Origin of the sequence: Halorientalis pallida, assembly GCF_049605515.1 — an archaeon.
Taxonomy (GTDB): domain Archaea; phylum Halobacteriota; class Halobacteria; order Halobacteriales; family Haloarculaceae; genus Halorientalis; species Halorientalis pallida_A.
In genome coordinates this window covers 1,700,256-1,718,514 of the sequence record NZ_CP187158.1, presented here as the reverse complement: position 1 = coordinate 1,718,514, position 18,259 = coordinate 1,700,256, and the positions used below count along the sequence as shown (strand labels likewise).

13 protein-coding genes are annotated in these 18,259 nt (G+C 69.7%); 9 read left to right on the top strand and 4 right to left on the bottom strand.

The window, feature by feature from the left end; genetic code table 11:
- Positions 1-56: 56 nt before the first annotated feature.
- Positions 57-353, top strand: a complete 297-nt coding sequence (locus ACOZ4N_RS10450; protein ID WP_424019866.1) for a hypothetical protein — start codon at positions 57-59, stop codon at positions 351-353.
- Here ACOZ4N_RS10450 and ACOZ4N_RS10445 read toward each other — a convergent pair.
- On the bottom strand, positions 350-1,663 hold the full coding sequence (locus ACOZ4N_RS10445; protein WP_424019865.1) for an acyl-CoA thioester hydrolase/BAAT C-terminal domain-containing protein: 1,314 nt from the start codon (positions 1,661-1,663) through the stop codon (positions 350-352). The genes ACOZ4N_RS10450 and ACOZ4N_RS10445 overlap by 4 nt on opposite strands.
- Positions 1,664-1,778: 115 nt before the next feature.
- Between ACOZ4N_RS10445 and ACOZ4N_RS10440 the strand changes: the two genes are divergently transcribed.
- From ACOZ4N_RS10440 to ACOZ4N_RS10425, 4 genes are all read left to right on the top strand, one after another.
- Entirely contained in the window at positions 1,779-2,606 is an 828-nt protein-coding gene (locus ACOZ4N_RS10440; RefSeq protein ID WP_424019864.1) for a pantoate kinase, read from the top strand.
- Between the two features lie 79 nt (positions 2,607-2,685).
- Positions 2,686-5,574, top strand: a complete 2,889-nt coding sequence (locus tag ACOZ4N_RS10435) for a DUF1508 domain-containing protein (protein WP_424019863.1) — start codon at positions 2,686-2,688, stop codon at positions 5,572-5,574.
- A gap of 79 nt (positions 5,575-5,653) precedes the next feature.
- Entirely contained in the window at positions 5,654-6,400 is a 747-nt protein-coding gene (locus ACOZ4N_RS10430) for a 4-phosphopantoate--beta-alanine ligase (protein WP_424019862.1), read from the top strand.
- Positions 6,400-8,883 carry an AAA family ATPase gene (locus tag ACOZ4N_RS10425; protein ID WP_424019861.1) on the top strand — a complete coding sequence of 828 codons (2,484 nt, stop codon included), beginning with the start codon at positions 6,400-6,402 and terminating at the stop codon, positions 8,881-8,883. The genes ACOZ4N_RS10430 and ACOZ4N_RS10425 overlap by 1 nt, the downstream gene beginning before the upstream one ends.
- On the opposite strand, the gene ACOZ4N_RS10420 is transcribed toward ACOZ4N_RS10425, so the two are convergent.
- The gene (locus ACOZ4N_RS10420; protein ID WP_424019860.1) at positions 8,876-10,705 is read right to left on the bottom strand and encodes a histidine kinase N-terminal 7TM domain-containing protein; all 1,830 of its coding nucleotides are present in this window, start codon (positions 10,703-10,705) and stop codon (positions 8,876-8,878) included. The two genes, ACOZ4N_RS10425 and ACOZ4N_RS10420, sit on opposite strands and share 8 nt — an antisense overlap.
- A 152-nt stretch (positions 10,706-10,857) precedes the next feature.
- Between ACOZ4N_RS10420 and ACOZ4N_RS10415 the strand changes: the two genes are divergently transcribed.
- On the top strand, positions 10,858-11,778 hold the full coding sequence (locus tag ACOZ4N_RS10415; protein ID WP_424019859.1) for a sulfide-dependent adenosine diphosphate thiazole synthase: 921 nt from the start codon (positions 10,858-10,860) through the stop codon (positions 11,776-11,778).
- A gap of 146 nt (positions 11,779-11,924) precedes the next feature.
- Here ACOZ4N_RS10415 and ACOZ4N_RS10410 read toward each other — a convergent pair whose 3' ends face one another.
- The gene (locus ACOZ4N_RS10410; RefSeq protein WP_424019858.1) at positions 11,925-12,614 is read right to left on the bottom strand and encodes a class I SAM-dependent methyltransferase; all 690 of its coding nucleotides are present in this window, start codon (positions 12,612-12,614) and stop codon (positions 11,925-11,927) included.
- A gap of 122 nt (positions 12,615-12,736) precedes the next feature.
- Between ACOZ4N_RS10410 and ACOZ4N_RS10405 the strand changes: the two genes are divergently transcribed.
- From ACOZ4N_RS10405 to ACOZ4N_RS10395, 3 genes are all read left to right on the top strand, one after another.
- A complete protein-coding gene (locus ACOZ4N_RS10405) occupies positions 12,737-14,749 on the top strand; it encodes a hypothetical protein (RefSeq protein WP_424019857.1) in 2,013 nt (670 codons plus the stop codon).
- A gap of 54 nt (positions 14,750-14,803) precedes the next feature.
- On the top strand, positions 14,804-16,093 hold the full coding sequence (locus ACOZ4N_RS10400; RefSeq protein ID WP_424019856.1) for a PQQ-binding-like beta-propeller repeat protein: 1,290 nt from the start codon (positions 14,804-14,806) through the stop codon (positions 16,091-16,093).
- Positions 16,094-16,157: 64 nt separating this feature from the next.
- Complete coding sequence (locus tag ACOZ4N_RS10395) at positions 16,158-16,919, top strand: DUF7001 family protein (RefSeq protein ID WP_424019855.1); 762 nt, start codon at positions 16,158-16,160, stop codon at positions 16,917-16,919.
- On the opposite strand, the gene ACOZ4N_RS10390 is transcribed toward ACOZ4N_RS10395, so the two are convergent.
- Positions 16,916-18,250, bottom strand: a complete 1,335-nt coding sequence (locus ACOZ4N_RS10390; protein WP_424019854.1) for a hypothetical protein — start codon at positions 18,248-18,250, stop codon at positions 16,916-16,918. The two genes, ACOZ4N_RS10395 and ACOZ4N_RS10390, sit on opposite strands and share 4 nt — an antisense overlap.
- Positions 18,251-18,259: the final 9 nt, after the last annotated feature.

Below are 18,259 nucleotides of genomic sequence, written 5' to 3'. Positions count from 1 at the left end.
TGCTATCACTCGTCTGCGGATACAGTTATACCGAATTCCGTCGTACTAGAGTCGTTATGTCAACGTTAGAGTCGACCGACCCGACCACGGACGAGTGGGTAGACATCCGGATGACCGACCCCGAGGAAGGCGAGTGGGAACTCGACGCCGTCGTCGTCGACGGCCGGACGGAACACGTCGAACTCCGGGTTCGAGAGGACCTCGTGGCCGCGTTCGTCGAGTGTCTGGCCGACGATCTGTCCCGGAGTCAGCGAGCGGCACTGCTCGACCGGCTCTCCGAGGACGCGGACGACGGGGCCGACGGGGACGACACGCCCGTCGCTTCCGACGCCGCTGACGCGACCGAGAACTAGGGTCGCAAACCTTCGTCTAGCACCTCCAACGTCCGCTCCCACGCCTGCGCGTCGGCGCGGGCGTACCCCGCTGGCGTCCCACCCATGTCGAGTGCGAGCGACCGACCAGGTACCGGAACCGGTCGCGTCGCACGCTCGGTGGTCGGATGGTAGGGAACCTTGATGTCGTGGCCGGCACCGGAAACGCTGAGGTGGTCGTAGGTGTGTGGATACGACCGCGCGTCCAGCCGTGCCATCGCTCGGGTAGCGAGCGTGTCGGCCGGCCAGACGCGGTCGTCGCCGCCGGTCACGAGCAACACGGGGCCGCCGATCTCCTCGACGGGAATCGTCGCCGCCCGGACACGTTTCTCGCTCGCGCGGACAAGTCCGCGCTCGAACAGCGGGCGAACCGAGAGCGGTCGGCCCCGGAGCCACCGGGCGACGATCCGTGATCGAAACCCGGTGGGTCGCGCCAGCGGTACGTACGGCACACCCTCGCCGTCGACCGTCCAGGCCGACCCGGGATCCGACAGCAGTCTATTACCCTGGAAGGAAACAGTACTGGGAGCGTAGCCGACGGCGGTTCGGAGCCGGTCACAGCGGGTGGCCGCGAGCAGTGCGAGTTCGCCGCCCCGCGACCAGCCGACGACCCCCAGCGGGTCGGGCCGAACGCGGTCACGGGCGGCGAGCCACTCGACCGCCGACTCGACGTACTCCAGCGGAACCTCGACGAGCCGGTCCGGAAGGTCGTCACGGCCGAAGTACGCCAGTGCCAGCACGGCGTAGCCACGCGAGGCCAGTAACGTGGCGACTCGCCGGGACGGAAAGCCGCCGCTGGAGCCACCGAGGAGGAGGATGCCGGGGCGCTGGCCGTCACCGTCCGTGGTCTCGTCGGGTGGGTCGTACAGTCGTGCGACGAGATCGCGGTGGTCGACCGGCTCGGCAGTGACGTCCGCGCGCTGAAAGCGTCGCTCGACGGTGGCACTGGCGACGCGTCGTCCGCCGACCGTGGCGGTGAGCGAGACGTTGCCGTCGGTGCGCGTGCGCTCGCGGGGTGCAGGGCGGTCGCCGATCCGCTCGGCCGACCAGACGAGCCCCATCGCGTCGGCCGTTCCGTAGGTGCCCGCGAGCGGTCGCTGGCTGTCGAGGTCGGCGGTCCCGTCGCCGTCGGTCCGGACCGTCGCGCGGGACTGCCAGAGCCCGCCGTCCAGTGGCATTCGCGCCCGGAGGGTCACCCGTCGCCGCGGCGGGAAACCGGCGAGCCGGACCGCGAACCGTTCGTCGACCAGCGGCCGAGCGGGGTCGACGACTATGCGGGGGCTGTCGGTCATTGCGCTGGACCTGCGAGGCCACGGTGAAAGCGGTGTCGACCGTCGGACCTGACGGGACCGACTGGACCGACCGCGACGACCACCTTTTATTCACACGGGGGCCCGACCGGGAGGCATGACTGAAGCCGAAGCGTTCGTCCCGGGCCACGTGACCGGCTTTTTCACCATCCACCGGGACGACGATCCGACGAAAGCGGGCTCGCAGGGCGCAGGGCTGACGTTGACCGACGGCGTGACCGTCACCGTCCGGCCGGCCGAGGAGACGAGCGTTCGCTGTAACGACGTGCCCGTCGAGATGGACGCGGTGGAGACGGTGCTGGACACCCTGCAGGCGACCGCTCGGGTCGACGGCCAGACGCCCCTCCCCATCGGGTCGGGTTTCGGCGTCTCCGGCGCGATGGCGCTGGGTACCGCGCTGGCGGTCAACGACGCGTTCGACCGCCGACTCTCCGAGAACGAACTCGTCACCATCGCCCACGGCGCGGAGGTGCAGGCCGGGACGGGGCTGGGCGACGTGGTGGCCCAGGCCCGCGGCGGCGTCCCGATCCGGCTGGAACCCGGCGGCCCGCAGGACAACCTGCTGGACGCCATCCCGGCACGCGGTCCCGTCGAGTACCACACGCTGGGCGAACTCTCGACCGAGGAGGTCATCTCCGGCGACACCGACCTGCTGGACCAGGCCGGCAAGCGAAGCCTCTCCCGGGTCGTCGAGGAACCCACGCTGTCGTCGTTCATGCGTGCGTCCCGGCAGTTCGCCCGCGAGGCCGAACTGCTCACGCCCGAGATCAGGGAGGTGATCCTGGACGTGAACGAGGCCGGCGGTGACGCGTCGATGGCGATGCTCGGCGAGACCGTGTTCTCCATCGACGGCGGCCTCTCGGCGGCCGGTTACGACCCGTCGACCTGTCGGATCGACCCGACGGGCGCGCGGTTGCTCGATTAGCCGTCTTTTCAGTCGCTGAGAGCCGTGTGAACCAACCCCACGTTTAAGGTATCGAGTGGTCCAACGTCGAACTGTACCAATGGCAACGGGATCGCAGCCGGACAGCGCTTTCTACGGATTCTACGACCAGTACATGGGGGAAGCGCGGACGAAACCGGAGGTGTACGGCTACTGGATACTGGTGATCGGGCTGGTGGCGATACTCGCCGGTGTGGGGGTGTTCGCGGCCGGTCGCACGGGCCTGCTCGGCCTCTCGCCTGCGGCGGTCACGGAACTCACGCTGATACTCGCCGCGGCCGGATTCCCCGTGTTCCTGCTGGGGACCGTCCTCCAGTTGCCCCTCCGCAGGCGGGCGGTCCCGGTGGCGGTGCTGGGTGCGCTCGTCTCCGTCGCGACGGTGGGGTACTTCCTGCAGATCTATCCCGGGCAGTGGGGCATCGGACGGACCGAGGGGCAACTCTTTCTCGCCGGCTACGGCGGTGGACTGGCACTCCTGGCACTGGTCGCCGCGCTGGTGCCCGTGGTGACCGGACGGCGGAGCTACTTCCTGACCGACGAGGACGCGGCCGCGATGGGGTGGGTCGTCGAAGACGAGACGGAGGCACGCGTCTCGGACGTGCTGGTCGGCGAGGCCGACCGCGACGGCGTGTTCGCGGTCTTCCCGGGCGAGTCGGGCTGGCACTGGTGGTTCGTCGAGCAAGCGGCCGTCGCCGACGGGACCCGGGCCTACGAGAGCCAGACCGACGCCGAGGCGGCGCTGGAGGAGATCAAGGCGAAAGTGGCTGGCGCGAGTCTGCTGGAGATCAACCACGCCGCCTTCCGGCTGTACCGCGAGGCGGGAGAAGACGGCGAGTCGACGGCCCGCTGGACGCTCGTCGACGAGGACGGCGTCGTGCTGGCCGACAGCGACGGCCGCTACGCCGACCGCGAGAAGGCCGAGAGCGCGGTGAACCTGCTGAAAGAACACGGCCCCGGTGCCTCGCTACTCGACGTCGACGACGGGGCGTTCGAGGTCTACGGCGACGGCTCGGACTGGCGCTGGCGACTGGTCGACGAGAACCGGGGCGTCCTCGGCGAAGGCCCACGGGCCTACGAGGACCGCGACGACGCCGAGGCCTCCGTCCGGTCGATCCGGGAGGCCGCTCGCGAGTCGCCGGTGATGGACGTCGAACAGGTCGGCGTCGAGTTGATCGAGGCCGACGGCACCTGGCGCTGGGAGCTACTCGACGCCGACGACGAGACCATCGCCGAGTCCAGCGACGAGTTCGACAGCCGGGAGGCAGTCGAGGCCTCGGTCCGCCGGATCATGGAGGGAGCCATCGACATGCCGTTCCTCGAATCCGGCTCGCCAGCCTACGAGATCGTCGAGGGCGACGAGGGTGGCTGGCGCTGGCGACTGGTCGACGCCGCCGACGACGTTGTCGCCCGCAGTGAGGGTGCAGTGCCCTCCGAGGAGAGCGGCCGCTCGGTCGTCGGCCGCGTCAAGGAGGTCGTCGCGGACGCGCCGGTCGTCGAACTCGACGACGCCGAGTACGAGATCTACCCCGAGGGGGACCGCTGGGCCTGGCGGCTGGTCACCGAGGACCGCGAGACCGTCGCGCGCAGTCCGGCCAGCGCGACGTTCGCGGACCCCGAGGAGGCGGCGGCCGCCGTCGAGCAACTGCGCGAGGAGATCGAGACCGCCGACCGGATCGAGTTCGACAGCGCCGCGTTCCACCTCTACGAGGCCGACGACGGCGGCTGGAACTGGCGGCTGGTCGACGCCGACGGGAGCGTCGTCTCCGACAGCGGGCAGGAACACGCCTCCCGCGAGGACGCCGCGGCGGCCATGAACACGATGAAACAGCACGCGCCCGAGGCCGATCTGGTCGAGATCGGCAGTGCCGCACTGGAGCTGTACGAGGCCGAGTCCGAGTGGCACTGGCGACTCGTCGACGCCAGCGGGGAGACGCTGGCGACCAGCCCCGGCCGCTACGACAGCGACGAGACCGCCCGCGAGGCGATGGACGCCCTCTCGCTTCTGGCCCCCGACGCCGAGACCCGGCAGATGGACGCCGCCCTCTTTCAGGTGTACGTCGGCGAGGGCGAGCGCCGGCAGTGGTGCTGGCGGTTGATCCACCCCGACGGCAGCACCATCGCCCGGAGCCTCGGCGGCTTCACCGACCGGGAGAGCGCCACCGAGGCCGCCGAGTCGGTCGCCGACTTCGCCGCCGACGCGGCCGTCCACACCGTCGAGGACATCGCGATCCGCTTTTCGGTCACCGAGGGCGAGGAGGGCGAGGCCTGGGAGTGGGAGATCGTCGACCGCGAGCGCGAGCCCCTGGCGGTCGGCACCGAACAGTTCCCGTCCCGGGACGCGGTGGCGACGACCGCGCGCCTGGTCCGGGACAACGCCGGCGGCGCGAGCGTCTTCGCGGTCGACCCCGCCGCGTTCCGCCTCGAAACGGTCACCGACGAGGACAGCGGGACCGACGAGTGGCGCTGGCGGCTGGTCGATCCCGACCGGTCGACGCTGGCCGTGGGGGCCCGGACTCACGAGAGCCGCGAGAGCGCGCGGGTAGACCTCTCGCGGGCCCGCGAACTCGCGGGCGGCGCGGGCCTGCTCGACTTCGACCTGGCGGCGTTCGAGGTCACCGAACGCCAGGACGGCTGGATCTGGCGGTTCGTCGATACCGCCGGCAACACCGTCGGTATCAGCGGTCCGACCTTCGAGTCCCGGAGCGGGGCCGAGCGCGCGCTCGCGTCTGTCCGGGACGTGTTGACGACGGCGAGCCTGCTGGAGATCGAGTCGCCGGCCTTCGAACTCCACGAGGGCGAGGAGGACGGCTGGCGCTGGCGGCTGGTCGACACCGACGGCAGCACCGTCGCCGAGAGCAAGCGGACCTACCCGACCCGCCGTGAGGCCCGGGAGGCACTGGGTGGGCTCCGGGAGTTCGGGCCCGACGCCGCCACCGAGACCCAGGCCTGAGTCGGGGCGGGCGGCGAGGAACGGTTGATTTCGCCGGCGCACCGGGCGATTTTTCACACCAGCGGAAACGTGTTCGAGTATGGACGAGATCGACGTGCCAGAGAGCCACCCCCGCTACGAGTCGCTGCTGACGCGACACCGGATCGAACACGGGGTCGATCTGGGGATCACCTCCCGGCAGGGACTGATCGCACAGGGCCGGGGTGAGGCCTACGACTACCTGCTCGGCGAGCGCACCACCGAGAGCGCCGACCGGGCCGAGCGCGCCGCCGCCGCCCACCTCCTGCGCGCCGACCATCCGGTCCTCTCGGTCAACGGCAACGCCGCCGCCCTCGTGCCCGGCGAACTGGTCGACCTCGCGGACGCGACCGGCGCGGACCTGGAGGTCAACCTGTTCAACCGCACCGCCGAACGCATGGAACGCATCGCCGACCACCTCCGCGAACACGGGGCCGAGGCGGTGAAAGGCCTGCAGGCCGACGGTCGGATTCCCGGCCTCGACCACGAGCGCGCGAAGGTCGACGCCGACGGCATCGGCGACGCCGACGTGGTGCTGGTCCCCCTCGAAGACGGCGACCGCGCCGAAGCCCTCGCCGAGATGGGCAAGACCGAACTCGTGATCGACCTGAACCCGCTCTCCCGGTCGGCCCAGACCGCGACGGTCCCCATCGTCGACAACATCATCCGCGCGGTCCCGGGCATCACCGAACACGCCAGGGACCTCCAGGGTGCCTCCAGCGACGAACTCGACCGGATCGTCGACGACTTCGACCGCGAGACGGCGCTGTCGGCGGCCGAGGACGCCATCCGAAGCGGTGATCTGTGATGTCGCTGCCGCCGTACATCTACGTGGACCACCGGCTCCCCGACGCCGATAACGTGCGGGACGTGCTGGACGACCGGACGCTCACGCCGTTCGACGAGGACGAACGCCTCGAACGCCTCCACCGCGTGTTCTACCCCGCGTTCCGGGTCACCGTCCGCTACGAGTCCGACAAGGGCCAGTGGTTCGGCACGGAGGAACGCGAGGACACCGTCTTCCTCGACGGGCTGTGGGCGGGCAACGACGCCCACGTCTCCCGGTACGCCGAGGACGCCGGGAAGTTGCTGAACGTCGCGACGGGCGACTACGACTTCGGCGACGGTCCCGGCCTCGGTCCCTCCGTCCTCCTCCAGTTTCAGGTGGACAACGACACCGCGGGCGACCTCATCCCCGAGCGGGTCGCGGACTGGGCGCGCCAGCGCGACGCCGGCCGGGGCGATCAGGCCGACGTGTTCCTCCGGAAACTCCGCGAGAACTACGGCCTCCCCGGCGAGTTCGATCCCGCCGGGTTCGACGAGGTGACCGAGGTCACGCGCGTCTACCTCCCCTTCTGGCTCGCGGAGTACCGCGGCGAGACGGCCGATCACTCGATCATGCTCGCCTTCCGCGAGCCCGACGCCAGCGAACGGGAGTTCAAGCGCCACGGCTGGCTCTCCGAGTTCATCGCCGACGACCCGACCCGGCTGGCCGAGTACGGCTACGACCTCTCGCTGGATCGGGTCCAGAGACAGCTCTCGGACGACGAGGGCGGGCGGGACCGGAGCGGCGACCGCGGCGCGACGGGCACCACGGACCGCTCGCCCGACCGGTCGTTCGGCGGCGAGGACACGGACGGCGAGGACGAGATCGTCCAGCCCGACGGCGTCGAGATGGACGCCGAATCGCTGGTCACGAAGCAGGTCGAACGCGGCTTCGGCGACGTGGGTGGGATGGACGACCTCAAGGAGACGCTCCGGCACAAGGTGATCCGCCCGCTCGAAGACCCCGCGGCCTTCGAGGAGTACGGTATCGGCGTCGTCAACGGCGTCCTCCTGCACGGCCCGCCGGGCTGTGGGAAGACCTACATCGCGGAGGCGCTGGCGGGCGAGGTCGGCCACGATTTCGTCGAGATCAGCCCCGCCGACCTGACGAGCAAGTACATGGGCGAGCCCGCCCAGAAGGTGAAGGAACTGTTCGAGATCGCACGCGCCAACCAGCCCTGCCTGCTCTTTATCGACGAGATCGACGCCATCGCGGGCACCCGGGACGGCGACGCGAACATGAACTCCAGCGAACAGCAGATGGTCAACCAGTTGCTGACCGAACTGGAGGACGCCAGCGAGGACGACGTGGTCGTGATGGGCGCGACCAACCTCGTCGACGACGTTGACGGTGCGATCCGGCGGTCGGGCCGGTTCGACGAGCGCGTCGAGGTGCCGCCGCCGGACACCGACGCCCGCCGCGAGATCGTCGAGGTCCACCTGGCGGGCCGCCCGACCGCCGAGGCAATCGAGCTGGAGGGCGTCGTCGAGAAGACCGCGGGCTACGCGGCCAGCGACCTGGAACTGATCGCGGAGAACGCCGCCCGGAAGGCCCTGCGCGCCGGCGAGGACATCGACGAGTCACACCTGCTCGCGGCCGCCGAGGAACTCGACTCCTCGATCCCGGACTGGAGCGGGCCGGAAGACGCCGAGGATCACGTCGAACAGCCCGACAGCGCGGACCTGAACGCCCGCTCGCTGGTCGACCCCGATCCCGGTATCGACTTCGACGACGTGGGCGGCATGGCCGACCTGAAGGCCCGCCTCGAGGAGACGGTGATCGACCCGCTGGACGACCCCGACCGCTTCGAGGATTACGGGCTGGACGTGCTGAACGGACTCCTGCTCCACGGGCCGCCGGGCTGTGGGAAGACGTACATGGCGACCGCGCTGGCCGGCGAACTCGGCCACAGCTTCCTCGACGTGACGCCGGCGGACCTCACGAGCAAGTGGATGGGCAAGCCGGCACAGAACGTCGCGGACCTGTTCGCCATCGCCGAGGCCAACGCCCCCTGTGTCCTCTTCATCGACGAGATCGACGCCATCGCCGGTAACCGCACCGGCGGCATGAACACCAGCGAACAGCAGATGGTCAACCAGTTGCTCGCCGAACTGGAGGACGTCGGCGAGGACGTGGTCGTCGTCGGCGCGACCAACCTGCTGGAAGACATCGACGGCGCGATCCGACGGTCGGGCCGGTTCGACGAGCGCATCGAGGTGCCGCCGCCGGACGCCGAGGCCCGCCGCGAGATTCTCGGCGTCCACCTCCGTGATCGGCCGCTGGCCGACGACCTCGACTGGGCGACGGTCGTCGAGCGGACCGAGGGATACGCGGCCAGCGACCTCGAACTCGTCGCGGAGAACGCCGCGCGAACGGCGATGCGGGCCGACGCGCACATCGACACCGACCACCTGACGGGGGCCGTCGAGCGGACCACGTCGAGCCTCGACGGCTGGGCTAACTGAAATCGAAGCCCACGTCGGTCTCGCCGATGGCCAGGCCCTGCGCGGTGGTGACGCCGGTCACCTCGAAGCGCGCGCCGCCGTACTCGTCCTGTTCGCGGGTGCTGGCGAGTTCGCCGTCGACGGCCCGGATCTCCCAGCCGTGGGCCTCGACGATCTCTTTGACGATGGCCAGTCCGAAGCCGGTCCCGTCCTCCTCGGTCGTGTGTCCGTAGTCGAAGACGTTGTCCCGCTCCTCGGCCGGGATGCCGGGCCCGTCGTCCTCGATGGCGAAGCCCGCGCGAGTCCGGTCCGAGTCGTCGCCACTGTCCCCGTTCGAGTCGGTCGAGCCCGAAGACACACCGTACTCGGCGTCGTACTCCAGCGGTTCGACGATCAGCGACACGTCCGTGCCGACGTGGTCGACGGCGTTGCGAAAGAGGTTCTCGAAGGCCTGCTGGAGGCGGTCCCGATCCGCCTCGACGTACATGTCGCTCTCGACTTGCAGGTCTGCCTCGGGGGCGTTCACCAGCGACCAGGCGTCGTCGGCCACCTGCTGGAGCGACACGCGTTCGGTCTCGTCGACGGTCTGGCCCTGCCGGGCGAGCTGGAGCAGGTCGTCGATCAGCCGGTCCATCCGGTCGGCCGCGCGGTCCAGCGCGTCGAAGTGTTCGGCTTCGCCGGTCTCGCGGGCCAGCTGTGAGCGCGCGCTGATGACGTTCAGCGGGTTCCGCAGGTCGTGGGAGACGACGCTCGCGAACTCCTCCAGCTGTTCGTTCTGCTGGCGGAGCCGACGTTCGCGGCGGACGCGCTCGGTGATATCCTGCAGGACGACCAGCTGGCCCATCACGACGCCGTCGTTGTCGGTCAGGGGTGTGCCGGTCCGCTGGTAGGAACGCCCGCTCTCGGGATTGGTCACGACCTCGCGGTCGCTCTCGGGATCGCCCGACCGGGGCGCGGGTGGCACCGCGAACGGGCGGAGGACTTCACCGACGGACCCGCCGATAGCCTCGTCGGCGTCGACGGTCAGGAACGGCTCGGCCTGTTCGTTCACGTTGACGACGAGCCCGCGGATGTCGATGACGACGACCGCGTCGTCCATCTGTTCGACGGCGGCCTGACTGGCGATGGGGATCAGCGTAAAGAGGCCGTGGCGGGCGACCGCCCAGCAGAACGAACCGGCAGTGACGGCCAGCGCGATCGTCATGACTTCGAGGCCGGGCAACGGATTACCCTCGGAGAAGTAGACGCCCGCGGCGACGACGGGGACCACCGTCCCGGCGACCAGCAACACCGCCTGCCGGCGGTAGATCCCGGCCGACGTGTACGCCCGCAACGACAGGAGGACGATACTGGCCCCGCCCAGAAGGACGCTGATCGCCACGTACGCGATGATCGCCCGTCCGTACTCGGGTCGTAACGCCACGAACGCCCCGTTGTCGATGGTCATCGGGTTCGCCCAGACCAGGTGATGCGTTTCGTTCGTGAACGCCAGTCCGATCATCGCCAGCGGGATGAGGAACAACAGCCCCACGCTCCACCACGTGATCCACTCGTCACGGCCCGTGTACTGCAACGTAAAGAGCAAGAGGAGTACGGGGACGGGCATGAACCCGATGTAGCCCAGCCTGTACCAGAACAGCTTCTGTGGGAGTTCCACGCTCCCGATCTGGAGCGCGTACGTGACGAGCACCCAGCAGATCGCAACCGACAGTATCACCGCCGTGTACCCACCCGGGACCGGCTCGTAGGCCCGCTGCTGACGGACCACGTAGAGCGCGGCGACGCCCACCAGCACGGCCGCGATGAGCGTGAGGGTGAGAAACGGGGTGTACTGCCAGGTCATTCCGGAGTTGCGATGTGTTGTCCGGCCGATGGCTTATGAGTTTTCGCTATTTCGACGCCGGACGCCGATCCGACGGCTGGCTCGGGACCGCCGATCCCGCAACTCCACCGATCAGAATCTCTTTGTATCACCGGGTGGTAGTACTGGTTACTATGTCCGACTTCGAGCAGTTCAGCGACGTGGGCGAGGCGGAAGTGACACGCGCCATCGGCCAGGAGTGGACCGAGGAGTTCATGGACTTCTCCGACAGCGACGTCATCATCGTCGGGGGCGGTCCCTCCGGGCTGATGGCCGCCAAAGAACTCTCCGAACGCGGCGTCCAGACGATGGTCGTCGAGAAGAACAACTACCTCGGCGGCGGCTTCTGGCTCGGCGGCTTCCTGATGAACAAGGTCACCGTGCGCGGCCCGGCCCACCACGTCCTCGACGACCTCGACGTGGACTACAAGGAGTCCCAGGACAGCGAGGGGCTGTTCGTCGCCAACGGGCCGGAGGCCTGTTCCGGCCTCATCAAGGCCGCCTGCGACGCCGGCGCGAAGATGCAGAACATGACGGAGTTCACCGACATCGTCATCCGCGAGGACCACCGCGTCGGCGGCATCGTGATGAACTGGACGCCCGTCCACGCCCTGCCCCGCGAGATCACCTGCGTCGACCCCATCGCGGTCGAGGCCGACCTCGTCATCGACGCGACCGGTCACGACGCCATGGCCGTCAAGAAACTCGACGAGCGCGGCGTCCTGAACGCCCCCGGTCTGGAGGAGGAAGCCAGCGGCATGGACCAGACCGGCGACGACTCCTACGGCGCACCCGGCCACGACTCGCCCGGCCACGACTCCATGTGGGTCGGCAAAAGCGAGGACGCCGTCGTCGAACACACCGGCCTCGCCCACGACGGTCTCGTCGTCACCGGCATGGCCACCGCGACCACCTACGGCCTCCCGCGCATGGGCCCGACCTTCGGCGCGATGCTCCTTTCGGGCAAGCGCGCCGCCCAGGCCGCCATCGACGAACTCGGCGTCGACGCCGAGGACGTGGACATGACGACGCGGGCGAGCCCTGCTGACGACTAACCACCTTTTTCGCGAGGGGGTCGCAGAGCGACCCCCTCGCCAAAAACGTGGGCGAAAAAGCCGCGAGCGCCACGGGCGCTCGCGGTTGCTGTGCCCGTGCCCGACCGCTACCGCACCCGCACAGCGACCGCACAGCCACCACTCCGCTACACCGACACCACCAGCATCTCCGTCACGTCCGGCAGGAACTCGTATGGCACCTCCCGGAACTCGACGGTGTGGCCCCGCTCACGGAGCGCTTCGACGACCGGTGCGACGAATTCCGAGCGTGTCATGTCGAGCGACGCCAGCGGGAACACGCGCACCTCCTCGCTGGCGACTCTGGCCAGTTCGGCCATCGCCGCCAGGTGGAACGCCAGATCGAGCCGGTCGTCGAACAGAAAGAGGAGGTGCGCCGAGAGGACACGGTCGAACGCGCTGTTCTCGAAGGGGAGGTCGGGTAAGGCGGCCGCGACGTACCGCGATGGATGGTCCGCGTAGTCGGCCAGAAACCGCTCTCCGGCCGCCCGGAGGTACCGACATCGGGTGTCGACGTCCTCGTAGTGGTCCCAGACGAACCGGTCGCGTTTCTCTCGGAGTTGGTCCTCGGTGTCGTCGACGGCCGCCTCACAGTCCGCCGCCATGGCCGTAACCGAGCGGGCGTACTGCGGATCGACTGCGTACGCCTCGACACCTATCGACCGTGCGACGGCGGTGAACGACGACGGCCCGCCCGGGCAGTCCAGCACCGGGCCCGACAGCGACGACGGATCGAGGTCGAACAGTCGCCGGTACTCCTCGAACGTCCGCCCCTGGAACCGGAACGACCCGTCGACCTCGAACTCGGTTTCGCTCATAATGGACACTGCTATACGATAGTGTATAACTTCTACCGACACCTCCGTCGACGTTCGCGTGGTCCAGCCCGCTGGTCGAACTGCCACCGGAACTAAGTTCGCGCTGTCCCTCGCTGTGACCGATGAGACGACGACGCGTGCTGGTATTCTGCCTGTTGTCGGTACTCGCGCTCGGCGTCGGTGTGACTGTGCCGGCGACCGCGGCGGTTGCGGACACGTCCGCCGCGAACGTGACGCTGGGCACCGCACAGGACGGCGGAACCTTGCAACTCACGAAGCGCGTGCGCCTGACGCCCGACCGACCGGGCGAGATCGAGGTCACGGCGCAGTTTTCCGAACCGGAGAATCTGGTCGAACTGGAGACGGAACTGCCCGCCAGAGCGACGGTGATCGAGACCGACGGGTTCTCGGCGTCCGACGGCCGGTACGCCTGGGACGGCTCGACGGACGCGCCGAGCCTGACCTACCGGCTGTCGGTCAACGAGACGCGCGAGTCGGAGGGCCCGCTGGCCGGACGGGGCGACTACACCTTCGTCGACGCGGGTCCGTGGGCGCTCGTCCGGACGCCGCAGGTCGGCGTCTCCTGGAGCTGGCGCGGCGAGAACGTCACGCTCGACCGGCGGACGCGGATCGACGGCGAGGGCGTCGCCAGCGACGCCATGCTGTTTCTCGGCCCGCACGCCGAGTACACCCGGCGAGCCCACGGCCAGCAGTTCAGGCTGGTCGTCCCCGCGGCGGCGACGCTGGCCGAACCCCGGAGTGAAATCTTCGAGTCTGTGATGGCCGCTTCGGGTGCGATACGGGTGGGCGACCGCGACGCGAGCGTCCTCATGATCGCCGGGCCGACGACGACCGTCGAGTGGTCCGTCCAGGGGCTCCAGACCGGCGGGAACTCCTTCTGGGTGCGGGACACCCAGCGGCTCGACGTGCCCGACAACGTCTGGATTCACGAGTACGTCCACACGCGACAGGCCTACGACCGCAACGACGGGACGCGCTGGTTCACCGAGGCCAGCGCCACGTACTACGCGGCGTTGCTGTCGCTCGAACAGGACCGGATCGCCTTCCCGGCGTTCAGAACCCGGCTCGAAGCCGGCGACATCCGCTCGAACCCCGGCGAGATACTGGCCGACCCCTCGACCTGGACCGGCCGGACGCCGTACCTGAAGGGCGCGCTCGTGGCGGGCGAACTCGACCGACAGATTCGGCTGGCGACCGACGGCCGCACGCTGCAGCGGGTCTTCCGGCGCATGAACGCGGCCGACGGCCCGCTGACCGCACCGGCGTTCGACGACATCGTGGCCGACGTCGCCGGCCCCGATGTGGGCCGGCTCGCTGATCGCTACACCACGACCAACGCCGTGCCCTCGATGTGGACTCGGACCGAACACCGGCGGGCCTTCGAGGGAGCGGCCCCGCGAATCGAGTACGCCCTCGCGCCGGCCGCCGAGCGCTACCGCGTCACCGGCCCCTACCGCAACGGCACGCTCGACACCGGCCAGCCGGTCGAACTCGCGACCGGCGAACGCCTCTCGCTCGACGTACTCGTCGAGAACACGGGCGACGCGGCCGGCGAGTTCGACGCCGTCTTCGCGGTCGACGACCGCCGCCTCGACGACCGGTCCGGGTCGCTCGATCCCGGCGAACAGCGGCGACTCACGTTCGCATACACGTTCGATAGCCCTGGCACGTACACCCTCGCGGCTGGCACCCGTTCGATCACGGTCACGGTCCAGGGGCCGTCGCCGCCGGCCGTCGTCGACCTGCGGGCCAACGCGTCCCGCGTGACCGCCGGCGATGCACTCGAACTGACGGCAGGGCTCCGCAACGACGCGGCCATCCCGGCCGCCGGAACGCTCACGCTCTACCGGAACGACACGGCGGTGTCGACCCGCGAGGTCGTCGTCCAGCCCGGAAGCGAGCGGGAAATCGCGTTCGTCACGGCACCCGCCGTCGGCGTCCATCGGTTCCGCCTCGGCAACGCCACGGCGACGGTGACGGTCGACGCACCGCCCACGGAACAGGACGCGACTCCGGCCACCGGGACGGCCGCGAACGGTGCCGGATTCGGCGTCGTCGTCGCCGTACTCGCGGTACTCGCCGGGACGCTCGCCGCCCGCCGTCGGTCGCGCTGACGGGCTCCTGTCTCATCAATGGAGTGAAATAACTGGCCGGAGAGAGGCCACGGTATGCGTGAGGACCACGCGCCGACGCGCCGTCGCTATCTACAGGCGGTGGGGGTCGCGAGTGCGGTCGCCGTCGCGGGGTGTAACAGCTCCGGGAGGGACCTGAACTGCACCCGACCGTCGGGATACGCCTCGACCATCGGCGTCGCGGCCGCGGACGAACTGGACGTGACCGACGCGGCACGCGACTGGCCACAGGGCGAGCGGGACTCGCGAAACACCGGCGCGACGGGCGATCCGGGCCCGCGAGAGAACGTGATCCGGGGCTGGCGGTTCGAGGTGACCGATACCGGGACCGAGGGACCGGTCGACGACTGCTACCCGGTCATCGCCGACGGCCGGGTCTACGTCGGCACCTTCGAGGGGGACGCGCTGGTCGCGCTGGACCCCGCGACGGGAGTCGTCGAATGGCGGTACGACCGCCTCAGCTCCGGGGGACAGGTCGCGGTACTCGACGCCGGGGACGACCCGCTGGTCGTCGCACCCGGCGCGAACGGGTTACATGGCGTCGACGCCGCCACCGGAACGCGTCGCTGGTTCTACGGCGATGGATCGTTCGATCACGACGGGAACGTCGTCGCCACGGACGGTGCGGTCTTCGCCAACGGTCGCAACGGCGTCCACGCCGTCGAGATCGCCTCGGGGGACCGGCGGTGGACCGCAGACGGCAATCAGGTCGGGGCCGCCACTGGGGAGACGCTGTTGCTCGGCGACAGCCCGTTCCGGGCGCTTTCCACGGCCGACGGGACCGAACGGTGGCGCGTCGAGGACACCACGCCCTACGGCTCGGTCGCGATCCGCGACGGGACGGCCTACATCGGCGAACTCGGGACCGTCGAGGCGTACGCGCTGGCCGACGGGACCGAGGAGTGGGTGTTCGAGGGCGCGACCGAGGACTTTCGCGTCCCGGCGGTCACGGCCGACCGGGTCGTCGTCGGCTCCGCACGGACGGAGGTCGCCGGCGGCAACCTCTACGTTCTCGACAGAGCCGACGGCGGCCTGCAGTGGTGTCGCTCGTACGGCGACCGTGACGTGCACGGGACTGCGGTCGCCGACGGGGCGGTCTACGTCGCGACCGACGATGTCGTGGAGGCGCTCACCACCGCTGGCGGCGGCCGGATCTGGGTCTACAGGGAGCAGTACGGGAACTACGCGACGCCCGCAGTGACGGGAAACCTGTTACTCGTCGGGACCGGCGACGGTGCTGTCACGGCGTTTTGCGAGGGGGAGTCCAGCGGTCCGGTCCCCACGCCGACGCCGGACCCCACGCCGCCCGAGACGCCGCCGGAGTAGCGCCGGACGCGGGCGGTCGGCCGCACCCAAAACCCGTAACTGGGGCGACGGCGGACTGTCGGGTATGCCCGACCGAGTCACGCTCTACCGCGCGCCGACGACGCCGGCCGACGCCGACGCCGTGGCCGACTGGCTCGCCGAGCGCGTCCCCGCGACCGTCGAGGTGCGGGACCGGTTTCTCGACCGCGAGGACGACGGCCTCGCCGAGGCCTTCGCCGAAGCCAGAGTCCTCAGTCCCTACGAACGTGAGACTGGCAACACCATGCTCGGCATCGTCCGCTACGAGGAGCGCGCCCTCAACCATCCCGAGCGCGCCGGCGGCGTCATCTACGACGGGCTGGCCGTCCAGGCGGCCCTGCGTGAGCGCCTGCCCGCCGACGAACGCTCGCTCGATCACCTGCACGTGCCACTGCTGGACCGCGTGCTGGGGACCTGGGGCGACCACGACGGCCGCTGGCACAAGCGCGTGAACGTCCTCGGCCAGCCGGCTCTCGTTTCGGTGCCCGGTCTCTACGAAGCGCCGGCCAAGCCCGAACAGTACTACAAGGAGAAACAGCGCACGGCGATGCTCAGCGGCGACACGCCACCGCGGGAGGTCCTCGAAGAACAGGTCGAGGGCGAGTTCCTGGTCGAGGACGACCCCCGGACGACCGAGGCGATCAAGGGGTACGTCCTGCAGGCCTACCACTACCTGGCGACCGGTGACGACTTCTGTGCGACCGAGGGCTGTCGGCTGGCGAACCCGCACCGCCAGCCCGGCGTGATCGAGGCCCAGTTACGCGACCCCGAGTTCTGCGAGGCGCACGCCCCGCGGTACGAGGCCTAGGATCCGATCTGTACTGTGACGTTCGCGGTCGTGCCCTCGACCGACGCGGCGTCGACGAAGGGTTCGGGGCCGATCACCAGCGCGGTCGTCTCGTCGCTGACCCGGACCGTCCGGAAGTCGCGGTCGCCGTCGGTCTGTCGCGCCACCTGGTAGTCGTCCAGCGCGGCGAACGCCTCGTCGGCCTCGCTGCTGTTGTCCCAGCGGTGGACCCAGACCCAGCCGCCCGTTCCGTCGGCCCGCTGGAACACGGTGAGCGTGTCCGACCCCCAGCCGGTGGCTGCGGCGGCGGCCCGGTCGGCGGACAGTTCGGTCCCCAGCGAGTGGCGGGTCGTCATCTCGCCGAGCGTGTTGTCCCCGCGATGCTGCCAGTCGGTCGCGGGCGCGGTCGCCGCGACCGAGAGGTTCGCTTCCGGTTCCTCGGCCCGAGTGTAATTGTGGATCAGTTGTTCGGTCGTTCGGGGATACCTCCGGTAGACAGCCGAGAGGTCCGCCGGCGAGTCGATCACGTGGGCCACGTACTGCTTGCCGAACAGGTACGGCGCGAGCGCGGACCGGTAGGTCGCGCCGCCCTGCTCGTACTGTCGGCGGACGAACGCCGAGTTCGTCTCGGTGTCGAGGTAGCGTTCGGTGTAGGCGTCGGCCACGTACACGGCACCGCCTTCCTGGAGGGAACGGTAGACCTTCGCCTGATCGGTCTCGATCCGCCGGGTCCGCAACCGGTCGAGCCAGGGGAGCATGTTCGCCTGGTACTGGATCGTGTGCGCGAACTCGTGGGCGAGAACGCGCTCGACGGTCGCGGCCGATCCCGCACCCGGATGGACGTAGACGTAGCCGGTGAGTCGCGTCAGACCCGACGGCTCGCTCCAGTTCACCGAGACGTTCTCGTACCCGAGCGCGTCGTTGAGCGGACTCGCCGCGACGCGGGGGAGAGTCCCTCGCCACTCGCTCAGATTCCTGATCTCGACCGGCCGTGGCTCCACGTCGGTCCCGATCAGCCCCTGCACGCGGGCGAAGGTCCGGTTCACGTCGAACGGGAGCGTTCCGTTTTCGACCTGGATGTCGTACGCAGTCGTCTCATCGCCGTCGTCGCTCTCGTCGCTCGGTGTCCCGTCGTCGGGCGTCGTGTCCGCGGGCGTGTCCAGTGGTTCCTGGTCGGATGTCCCCGCCTCTCCGGGCGTCGCGGTGTCGGTCGACGCCGGTGTGTCGGTCGCCGTCGACGCGTCCGTTTCGGGCGGTGCCGTCGTCGTGCCGTCGCTCGGGCCGGCCCCACATCCCGCCAACACCAGGAGGAGGGCGACCGCGAGCGGTGCGAGTCGCTGGGCGGACAGCATGTTAGTACG

Excerpts from the sequence above, each read along its gene's own strand:
- ACOZ4N_RS10415 (WP_424019859.1), top strand. The coding sequence starts at position 10,858 with ATGTCCGACTTCGAGCAGTTCAGCGACGTGGGCGAGGCGGAAGTGACA.
- ACOZ4N_RS10430 (WP_424019862.1), top strand. The coding sequence starts at position 5,654 with ATGGACGAGATCGACGTGCCAGAGAGCCACCCCCGCTACGAGTCGCTG.
- ACOZ4N_RS10435 (WP_424019863.1), top strand. The coding sequence starts at position 2,686 with ATGGCAACGGGATCGCAGCCGGACAGCGCTTTCTACGGATTCTACGAC.
- ACOZ4N_RS10390 (WP_424019854.1), bottom strand. The coding sequence starts at position 18,250 with ATGCTGTCCGCCCAGCGACTCGCACCGCTCGCGGTCGCCCTCCTCCTG.
- ACOZ4N_RS10400 (WP_424019856.1), top strand. The coding sequence starts at position 14,804 with ATGCGTGAGGACCACGCGCCGACGCGCCGTCGCTATCTACAGGCGGTG.
- ACOZ4N_RS10420 (WP_424019860.1), bottom strand. The coding sequence starts at position 10,705 with ATGACCTGGCAGTACACCCCGTTTCTCACCCTCACGCTCATCGCGGCC.
- ACOZ4N_RS10405 (WP_424019857.1), top strand. The coding sequence starts at position 12,737 with ATGAGACGACGACGCGTGCTGGTATTCTGCCTGTTGTCGGTACTCGCG.
- ACOZ4N_RS10450 (WP_424019866.1), top strand. The coding sequence starts at position 57 with ATGTCAACGTTAGAGTCGACCGACCCGACCACGGACGAGTGGGTAGAC.
- ACOZ4N_RS10445 (WP_424019865.1), bottom strand. The coding sequence starts at position 1,663 with ATGACCGACAGCCCCCGCATAGTCGTCGACCCCGCTCGGCCGCTGGTC.
- ACOZ4N_RS10410 (WP_424019858.1), bottom strand. The coding sequence starts at position 12,614 with ATGAGCGAAACCGAGTTCGAGGTCGACGGGTCGTTCCGGTTCCAGGGG.
- ACOZ4N_RS10425 (WP_424019861.1), top strand. The coding sequence starts at position 6,400 with ATGTCGCTGCCGCCGTACATCTACGTGGACCACCGGCTCCCCGACGCC.
- ACOZ4N_RS10440 (WP_424019864.1), top strand. The coding sequence starts at position 1,779 with ATGACTGAAGCCGAAGCGTTCGTCCCGGGCCACGTGACCGGCTTTTTC.
- ACOZ4N_RS10395 (WP_424019855.1), top strand. The coding sequence starts at position 16,158 with ATGCCCGACCGAGTCACGCTCTACCGCGCGCCGACGACGCCGGCCGAC.